Annotated in this window: 3 protein-coding genes; 2 read left to right on the plus strand and 1 reads right to left on the minus strand. The window is 38.4% G+C overall.

What is annotated here, in order from left to right:
* On the minus strand, positions 1–461 hold a 461-nt coding region (locus HP456_RS21705), incomplete at its 3' end, for a galactokinase family protein (protein WP_281358111.1).
* Between the two features lie 351 nt (positions 462–812).
* On the opposite strand from HP456_RS21705, the gene HP456_RS21710 reads away from it, so the two are divergent.
* Both HP456_RS21710 and HP456_RS21715 read left to right on the plus strand, forming a co-directional pair.
* On the plus strand, positions 813–1,793 hold the full coding sequence (locus tag HP456_RS21710) for an aldose 1-epimerase (RefSeq protein ID WP_172254982.1): 981 nt from the start codon (positions 813–815) through the stop codon (positions 1,791–1,793).
* 561 nt (positions 1,794–2,354) lie between these two features.
* Positions 2,355–3,278: ABC transporter substrate-binding protein (locus HP456_RS21715; protein WP_172254984.1), on the plus strand; the 924-nt coding region annotated here is incomplete at its 3' end.

Below are 3,278 nucleotides of genomic sequence, written 5' to 3' on the forward strand. Positions count from 1 at the left end.
ATGGGTTTCAATTTCAAATCGAAAAGTCCATTCAATAAAACGCCAGTTGCCATTTCTATGGACGCAGAAGATGAAAGACCTGCCCCATTGGGAATATTGCCAAAAAATAAAATATCTGCCCCTCGGTGAACCTTATAGCCAGCTTCCATTAAATAAAGAAACATCCCTTTAGGGTAATTTGCCCATTGGTCAGATTCTTTAAAAGAGAGGTCAGATAGGTCACATTCTATGATTCCTGCTTCAGGGAAATTCATTGAGTAAAAACGTATCCTTTGGTCGTCCCGTTTTCTTCCTAATGCAGTGGTTCCATAAGAAATAGAGGCTGGAAAAACATGACCGCCATTATAGTCCGTATGCTCTCCGATTAAATTGATTCTTCCTGGAGCGAAGAAGGTCCTGGGGTTATTGTGTGTATTGAAGATGGATTGAAACTCAGTTATTAAAGTAGTTGCCTTATTCATAAATACCTCCTATACTCTTGGTGAGGCTGTCAGGTTCTGATTTCACTTAACTTAATTAATTAAATTAATTAAGTTAAAGTTAGCGTACTATAATTCAGTCGAAGATGCAATTCGAAATCGAAGAGATTATGGAGCTTTTTGCTATTGCTGCCAGAGGCAGTAAAGTCCATGGTGGGACAGGAGAAGAGTTTAAATATACCGAAAGCATGTGAAAGCTAATCAGTACTCTTTATGGTAGAAAAGTGCTGATATATCCCCTTACCAAATTATTTACACTAAAGTGGTTGTTTAACATTTATAGAGGGACTTACTGATAGTAGCAGCTTAATTTAATGAAAGGGATTGTTCAGTATGAATGAATATGTAGAAAATATAAGTTTTTTAGATAAGGATGCCATTAAAGCAGGGAATGATCATTTAGAATTTATTATAGTACCGGCTTGGGGATCTAACCTTATTTCACTTGTAGAGAAGAAGAACAATAAGGAATTACTTCGAGTCCCCAGCTCAGCTAGTCAATTTTGGGATAAACCAGTTCTATTCGGAACACCAATATTATTCCCGCCTAATCGAATTGATCAAGGAACATTTACATTTAACGAACGAGTCTACCAGTTTGATAGAAATGAGGTAGATAAGGACAATCACATCCATGGTTTTGTACATACTAGAGAGTGGAGTGTTGCAAAAGCTGAGGTAATAGATGACAAAGTGATAATAGAAACAGAATTTAACTCTTCCAGGTATGAGGAAGTATTGAGGCAATTTCCTCACCACTTTACTTTAAAAATGACGTTTACACTAGATAGGGCGTCGATACACAAGGATGCAACTGTTATAAATAAAAGTGATCGACCGTTTCCATGGGGATTAGGCTATCATACAACCTTTCTATTTCCTGAGGATCATTCCAGTTTCTCGCTCTCGGCTGAGAAGCGCTGGAAACTTAATGAACGTAACTTGCCAACAGGTGAGCTGGAGAAAATTGAATATAAGGAAAAATTGTTAACTGGAATGATTTTAAAGAACCATCCTCTTGATGATGTGTTTTTATCATCAGTCGAAAAGTCAGGCATCAATCAAGCAATTGTTGTAAATGAACCTGCTGGAATTAAGATTACATATAAAGCAGATAATAACTTTAAGTTTTGGGTTGTATACAATAATGATGGAAATCAGCAGTTTGTATGTCCAGAGCCATATACGTGGGTAACAAATGCACCTAATCTTGATTTAGATTATTCGACTACAGGTCTTCAGGTTATCGAACCAAAACAAGAAAAAACGGTTATGACAAAAATAATGATATCTAATAATGATAATTTAAATTAAGAAAGAATGGATGCGAATTATTATGTAATTGCAGGCGAATATCTGCTAATTCGTCTATCTGCTATCACAACTCAAGCCATGTGCAAAGTGTTGCACTGTTGTTCTTGAATAATTTAGTAGGAAGGACAGCAAAGAATGACTAAAGTTAATGTGAAGTACTCTTTGTATGACAGAACGTTTCAAGAAATGAGTTAAGGCACTAGATACAGACAAGAAAAAGGATACCCTAAATTACTTAAGGCGTTCCCTTTATCTTGTCTTTACTTCTTTTCTCCATTAGCTCAAATTAATTTTATAAAATGAAAGATTTGTATAAACCAGAAAGCTAACAACAATCAAGTTATTGATGTTATGTAAAATTATGAAATTACATTGCCAAGTATTAGGTAATGTTGTATTATTATGAATAATCAGACATATGTATTAGACAAGGTTATTGTCTAAGGGTAGAGATGCGGAGAATCCCTGTGACCAATGAAATGCATGACACTTTTTTGTGGTGCAGTTTATTGTTCATGGGTTTTTTTATGAAAAAAATATAGATCAAGGGGAGGAAATGGCATGAAAATCAAGGTTTTATCATTCTTTTTAGTGTTGATGATGGTCCTTGCCGGATGCGGCAGCAGTGAAACCGGGGGAGATGAAAAAACTGAAATCGATTTCTGGTTTCCGGTGGCGGTCGGCGGGGATGTGGCGAAGATCGTGGATGGGATGGTTGCTGATTTTGAAAAAGAAAATCCCGATATCAAGGTGAATGCGAAATATGGCGGCAGTTATGCTGAAACGATGACACAGGTAATGGCATCAGCACAGGCAGGAAATTCGCCTGAGCTTGCGGTATTATTCTCGATCGATTTGTTTACATTGCTTGAGAACGACCTGATCGAGGAATTGACCCCGATGTTCAAAGAAGAGTATTTGGGCGATTTCTATGATGGATTCATGGCGAATTCTTCCATTGGTGATAAGGTATACAGCCTTCCATTCCAGAGAAGTACGATCGTCCTTTACTACAACAAGGACGCGTTCAAAGAAGCCGGATTGGATCCTGAAGCCCCGCCTGAAAACTGGGATCAGCTGGTCGAATATGGGAAGAAACTTACGAAAAACGGCGGCAAGGATCAGTGGGGACTTGAAATTCCGAGTACCGGCTATCAGTACTGGATGTTCCAGGCATTAGCACTTCAGACTGAAGATAACATTATGTCTGAAGATGGAAAAGAAGTGTATTTTAATGCTCCATACGCTAAAGAATCGATGGAATTCTGGCTGTCCCTTGGGAAAGAGCACAAGATCATGCCGGAGGGTGTCATTGAATGGGCGACGGTTCCTTCAGATTTCCTGAGTGGAAAAACGGCGATGATGTACCATACGACAGGTAACTTGACTAATGTGAAGAATAACGCGGACTTTGATTTCGGAGTGTCCTTCCTGCCGGCCAATAACCAGTATGGTTCCCCTACAGGAGGTGGAAACATCTACTTG

This window comes from Bacillus haikouensis, from assembly GCF_013179555.1.
Classification (GTDB): Bacteria; Bacillota; Bacilli; order Bacillales; family Bacillaceae_B; genus Rossellomorea; species Rossellomorea haikouensis_A.